7 protein-coding genes are annotated in these 5,219 nt (G+C 75.0%); 3 read left to right on the top strand and 4 right to left on the bottom strand.

Features of this window, described 5'->3' with window-relative positions:
- The first annotated feature begins 185 nt into the window (after nt 1–185).
- Nucleotides 186–839: a response regulator transcription factor gene (locus ABZS66_RS60245; RefSeq protein ID WP_354773784.1), complete on the top strand. Its 654-nt coding sequence runs from the start codon at nt 186–188 to the stop codon at nt 837–839.
- Here the strand turns inward: ABZS66_RS60245 and ABZS66_RS60240 are convergent.
- Nucleotides 824–1,780: an anti-sigma factor RsbA family regulatory protein gene (locus ABZS66_RS60240; RefSeq protein ID WP_354773783.1), complete on the bottom strand. Its 957-nt coding sequence runs from the start codon at nt 1,778–1,780 to the stop codon at nt 824–826. The genes ABZS66_RS60245 and ABZS66_RS60240 overlap by 16 nt on opposite strands.
- 171 nt (nt 1,781–1,951) lie before the next feature.
- Between ABZS66_RS60240 and ABZS66_RS60235 the strand changes: the two genes are divergently transcribed.
- Entirely contained in the window at nt 1,952–2,332 is a 381-nt protein-coding gene (locus tag ABZS66_RS60235; protein ID WP_354773781.1) for a DUF4440 domain-containing protein, read from the top strand.
- Nucleotides 2,333–2,362: 30 nt separating this feature from the next.
- Here ABZS66_RS60235 and ABZS66_RS60230 read toward each other — a convergent pair whose 3' ends face one another.
- The 3 genes from ABZS66_RS60230 to ABZS66_RS60220 form a co-directional block, all read right to left on the bottom strand.
- Entirely contained in the window at nt 2,363–2,788 is a 426-nt protein-coding gene (locus ABZS66_RS60230; protein WP_354773779.1) for an FMN-binding protein, read from the bottom strand.
- Between the two features lie 10 nt (nt 2,789–2,798).
- The gene (locus tag ABZS66_RS60225; RefSeq protein WP_354773777.1) at nt 2,799–4,202 is read right to left on the bottom strand and encodes a ferredoxin reductase family protein; all 1,404 of its coding nucleotides are present in this window, start codon (nt 4,200–4,202) and stop codon (nt 2,799–2,801) included.
- A 74-nt stretch (nt 4,203–4,276) separates the two neighbouring features.
- Nucleotides 4,277–4,603, bottom strand: a complete 327-nt coding sequence (locus tag ABZS66_RS60220; protein ID WP_354773775.1) for a hypothetical protein — start codon at nt 4,601–4,603, stop codon at nt 4,277–4,279.
- Nucleotides 4,604–5,029: 426 nt separating this feature from the next.
- Here ABZS66_RS60220 and ABZS66_RS60215 point away from each other — a divergent pair.
- On the top strand, nt 5,030–5,219 hold a 190-nt coding region (locus ABZS66_RS60215), incomplete at its 3' end, for a hypothetical protein (RefSeq protein WP_354773773.1).

The following is a 5,219-nucleotide window of genomic DNA, read 5'->3' as shown; positions in this document are numbered from 1 at the left end:
CAGCTGATCACCCGCTCCGAGTAGTACCAGGACGCGGCCTCGTCGGACGGGGGCACGCAGCCGGTGCCGGGGCGCGGCCTGGCCGGCATGCGGCACCGGGCGGAGCTGCTCGGCGGCACGTTCACCGCCGCGGTCCGTGACGGCTCGTTCGAGGTACACGTGACGCTTCCGGCCGGGGAGGCGCGATGATCCGCGTCCTGGTCGTCGACGACCAGGCCCTGGTGCGGCAGGGCCTGCGGCTGATCCTCGAGCTGGCCGGGTTCGAGGTGGCCGAGGCGGGCGACGGCGCCGCCGCGGTCGCGGCCGTCGCCGGGCAGCGGCCCGACGTGGTGCTCATGGACCTGCGCATGCCGGTGCTGGACGGCGTCGAGGCGACCCGGCGGATCGTCGCCGACGGCGACGGCAGCACCCGGGTCATCGCGCTCACCACGTTCGACGCCGACGAGCACGTCGTCAACGCCCTGCGGGCCGGGGCGGTCGGCTTCCTGCTCAAGGACGTGACGTCGGAGGGCCTGGCCGACGCGGTCCGCCGCGCCGTGGACGGCGAGCCGGTGCTGGCGCCGAGCGTGCTGGCCCGGCTGATGGACCACTTCGCGGCGCGGCCGCCGCGGCCGCCGGCGCCGCCCGCCGGCGTCGCCGACCTCAGCGAGCGCGAGCTGGAGGTGCTGACCCGCATCGGCGCCGGCCTGTCGAACGCGGAGATCGCCGCGGAGCTGGTCATCAGCATGGCCACCGTGAAGACGCACGTCCGGCACATCCTGGCCAAGCTCGACGTGCGGGACCGGGCTCAGGCGATCGTCGTGGCGCACGAGGCCGGCCTGCGTCACGGGGCGCGCTGAGTCAGCCGGACGGTGAAGCCGTCCGCCGACCGGGACAGGCTCACGTGGTCGCAGGCCTGGTGCGCGATCCACAGCCCGAACCCGGCGGAGGCGTCGCTGCCGCCGGTCGGCAGCAGCCCGGCGAACGGGTACGCCGGCCCGGGACCGCCGTCGGCGACGGTGACGACGACCCGGCCCGCCCCGGCCCACACCCGCATCCGGACCGGCGGCCGGCCGTACAGGTGCGCGTTGGTGACGATCTCGCTGACCGCCAGGGCGAGGTCGTCGAGGTCGTCGAGCTCGTCGAAGTCGTCGGGCGTGCCCGTGCGCACCGCCTCCCGGGCCTCGGCCGGCGTCGGGCCGACCAGCTCGGCGACCGGCGGCCCGGCCTGGATCGGGTCGGCGACCGGCGGCCGGTGTTCGAGGAGGAACTCCTCGGGCCGGGTGTACTGCGGGTTCGGCTCGTGCCGGCCGTCCGGCCGGGCGGTGCGCGGGTGGGTGCGGGCGACGTCGGCGAGCACCGCCGGCGGCGTGGTGCGCTCGTCGTAGGCGCACATGCTCCACAGCGGGAACCCGTCGTAGGCGTGGTTGATCGCCGACTCGTACCGCGCCCACCAGTCCCAGGTGGCGGCGTGCGCCTCGGGGGGCAGCTCACCGGCGATGCGGATCTGCCCGGCCCCGGCGTCGGTGTGCCCGGCCAGCAGCTGCCGGTAGGCGCGGATCGTGCCGGCCGGCCGGGTGTAGAGCTCGCCGGCGGTCAGGAACCCGACCGGGCAGCCGGCGGGCAGCGCGGCGCGGACGAGCCCGGCGGTGCGCTCGCCGAGCACCACCATCGTGGGTTCGCCGGCGGCGACCCCGCCGAGCAGGAACGGCACGACGACGGCGAGCAGGTGCTCGTCGGTGTCGTAGCGGATCGCCTCGTGGAAGTACCCCGGGTGGCCGGCCGCTGCGCCTGTCCTCATCGGCCTGCGTTTCCCATGGCTGGAGGGTAGCCGCCCGGTGACCTGCCCGCCGGGTTCGCCGACACTGCCGGCAACACTGCCGGTACGGCTGATCGGGAACGACCCGGACAGTACTGGAACCATGATCCATCATCGGCTATGATGTGCTGTTCGGTGTCCTACGGTTGCGGCATGGACGATCGGGTCACCACCTTCTTCGATGCCTTCCGCGTCGCGAGCGACGCCCTCGACACCGCGACCCTGGCCGGCTGCTTCGCCGACGCCTTCCTGGCCGCCGAACCGGGCGGCGCCCGGCCCATCACCCGCGACGCGTTCCTGCAGGCCCTGCCGCGCCGCGCGCAGATGTTCGCGGACGCCGGCGTGGGCCGGGCCGAGCTGACCGACCTGCGGGTCCAGCCGCTCGACGACCGCTACCGCCTCGTGCGCACCGAGTGGTCGGCGCCCCGGCTCGACGGGGGAGCGCCGGTGCGGCTGTCGTCGTCGTTCCTGCTGCACGACGACGGCGGGACGCTGCGCATCGTGCTGTACCTCAACCACCAGGGGCTGGCGTGAGGTTCGGCGTCCGCCGCTACCGGGCCGCGGTCACTTCAGCTGGGCCTTGTCGATGGCGGCCTGCAGGGACTCCTTGTAGCCGTCGGTGGTGACGGTGGCGCCGGAGACGGTGTCGATGTCGGCGCTCTGGGCGTCGATCGTCTCCTGGACGAGGATGGGCAGGGCGCGGGCGTTGATCTGCCGGTCCCTGCCGTTGTTGTCGGGGTAGACCGGGACGTCCACGGCGGTGATCCGGCCGTCGGTGACGGTGATGGTGACCTGGACGTCACCCCAGCGGGTCGGGGCGACCGAGCCCGCGTAGACGGTGCCGCTACCGGCGCTGCCTTCGCCGCCGGTGGTGCTGGTCGTCCCGGCCGTGGCGGCCGGCGGCGTGCCGGTGCCGAGGCTGGTGCGGTAGCTGAACAACAGGACCACCGCGGCGACGGTGGAGAGCAGCCAGAGGGTGATACGTCGCAACGGGTCGCTCCTACCAGGCGAACTGTTCGGTGTGGATGCGGTCGGGGGAGGCGCCGGCGGCCCGGGCGGCGGCGCGGGCCGCCGCGGTCCAGGCGTCGGGGCCGCACAGGTAGACGTCGGCGGCGCGGATGTGCGGGACGAGGCGGTGCAGCGCCTCCGCGTCGGTCAGGCCGGCGGCGGAGGCGGGCAGCCAGGAGTCCGCGCGGGCCCGCGGGCCGAGGAGGTACCCGACCCGGACGCCGCGCTGCCGGGCCAGCCAGTCCAGCTCGGAGCGGAACACCAGGTCCGCCTCGCTGCGCGCCCGGTACACCAGGGTCGCCTGGCCGGGGGCGTAGGGCAGCTCGCCGAGCAGGGCCAGCAGCGGGGTGACGCCGATGCCGCAGGCGAGCATGACGACGGGGCCGCCGGTGTAGTGCTCGCCGGTGAGCCGGCCGTAGGGGCCCTCGATCAGCGCCCGGGTGCCGGGCCGCAGCCCGGCGAGGCGGGCGCTGCCGTCGCCGAGGTCCTTCACGGTGATGCGCAGCACGCCGGTGTGCGGCGTCGCGGACAGGGAGTAGGGGTGGGCGCGGCTCCAGCCCCGCCCGTCGAGGAACCGCCACTGGAAGAACTGCCCGGCCCGCACCGGCAGCCGGTCCAGGTCACGGCCGCGCAGGTAGACCGTGGTCAGGCCGGGGCCTTCGGCGACGACCCGGTCGACGACGAGCCGGTGGCGCCAGTTGCGCCAGGCCGGCAGGCCGAGGCGGTAGACCACGACGGCGCCGGCGGCGGCCGCGTACAGGCTCCACCAGTAGGCGCGCGACCAGGCGGAGCCGACGAAGTCGGTACCGGTCCAGATCTGGTGCGGCAGCGCCAGCCCGACGCCGAGGTACGCGTAGAGGTGCAGCAGGTGCCAGGATTCGTACCGCAGCCGCCGGCGCGCGGCCCGCACCGATGTCACCACGACCAGGACCAGCAGCAGCGTCCCCGCCGTGGCGAGCAGCATCCCCGGATAGTCGACGACCAGCTCCCACAGCTCGCCGAACACGTTGGCGTCGGCGGCGCCGGCGTAGCCGACGGTGATGAGCACGACGTGCGCCAGCATGAGGTGGAAGGACGTGAAGCCGGTCCAGCGGTGCCAGCGGGCCAGGCGGTCCTGGCCGAAGGCGCGCTCCACCAGCGGTACCCGAGCCATCAGCAGCACCTGGAGCAGCAGCAGGTCCGAGGCGAGCAGGCCGGTGAGCCGCCCCAGCGAGGACACCGCGTCCGGCCAGGCGCCGCCCAGGTCCTGCAGCCCGCGGTTGCCGACCCACAGGACGGTCACCACCAGCAGGCTCGCCCAGCCGGCGACCCCGGCGGCGTCGGCCCACCAGCGGGGCGAGGCGGCCGGGGCGGCGTGGCGTGGCCCGGCCGCCGCCGGTGCTTCGTCAAGCAGCATGCCTCATACATAGGCGGCAAGGTTGCCGGAAGCTTGGGCGCCGGCTGTGAGCCGGCTGTGAACCCCGTGGCCGGTCAGCCCACCGGGACCTCCGCCGGGCGCGCGACCCGCCCCGGCCGCCACCAGTTGGCCGGTCCCAGCAGCGCCATCGTCGCCGGTACCAGCAACCCCCGGCCGATCGCGTCGGCGGCCCGCCCGATCGCGGCGGTGTTGGCCGGGTCGTCGAGGCGGCCGTGCTCGACGTGGACGACCAGCTGGGCGTTGGCCTGGCGGGCGCCCGGGTCGGCCCGCTCCAGCAGGTCGCGGGCGGCCTGGGCGTCGCTGCCGGGCAGGGTGACGTCGTTGTCGGTCGGCCGCCCGTGCAGCGCGACCGCCGTGACCAGCCCGGCGATCAGCACCACCCAGACAGCCAGGACCAGCCGGGGCCGGGCTGCGCACCCCCGGCCGACCTGGTGCAGCTTGTCGGCTGCTGGGCTGACACGCGACCGGGTGCGGTCCGGCGGCGGCGGGGGCTGACGCCACCGGGCGCCGTTCGCCGGATGCGGGGCTGACACTGCGGCGGGCGCCGTCCGTCGTGTGCCGTCCTGGCAGTGCGACGTGTCCGGTGCTGCCGCGTGATCAGCTTCCACGCGGGCGCGATCCCCTCGATGCGTGACGCTGCCCTGGTCAACGGTCCGGGGATGCGCGCCGGTCGTCTCGACCTTGACATGCCGTGATCGGCCGCGTACAACAACAGGATAAGAGAGCGCTCTCACCAGTGTGCAAATCTACTGGCAAACCGCCTGGAAAGCGCTCTCGCACACACCCCGCCCATCAGGAAGGTGGGTATGCAGAACCTCAGTACTCCGGCGCCCTCGACGCTGCCGGCGACGGACGACGTGCAGGCCGGCGTGGTGGCGGTGCGGTGCGCGTACTCGCTGGCGGGTCCGCACCGGCTCGTCGTCGGGGCCGTCGCCGAGGCCCTCGCCCGGCACGGTCTGGCGGTCCGGCTCGGCGCGCCGCCGGCCGACCCGGCCG

Source organism: Dactylosporangium sp. NPDC005572, from assembly GCF_040605515.1.
Lineage (GTDB): Bacteria > Actinomycetota > Actinomycetes > Mycobacteriales > Micromonosporaceae > Dactylosporangium.
This window is presented reverse-complemented; position numbering and strand designations above follow the sequence as displayed.

Excerpts from the sequence above, each read along its gene's own strand:
- ABZS66_RS60240 (WP_354773783.1), bottom strand. The coding sequence starts at position 1,780 with ATGAGGACAGGCGCAGCGGCCGGCCACCCGGGGTACTTCCACGAGGCG.
- ABZS66_RS60225 (WP_354773777.1), bottom strand. The coding sequence starts at position 4,202 with ATGCTGCTTGACGAAGCACCGGCGGCGGCCGGGCCACGCCACGCCGCC.
- ABZS66_RS60245 (WP_354773784.1), top strand. The coding sequence starts at position 186 with ATGATCCGCGTCCTGGTCGTCGACGACCAGGCCCTGGTGCGGCAGGGC.
- ABZS66_RS60235 (WP_354773781.1), top strand. The coding sequence starts at position 1,952 with ATGGACGATCGGGTCACCACCTTCTTCGATGCCTTCCGCGTCGCGAGC.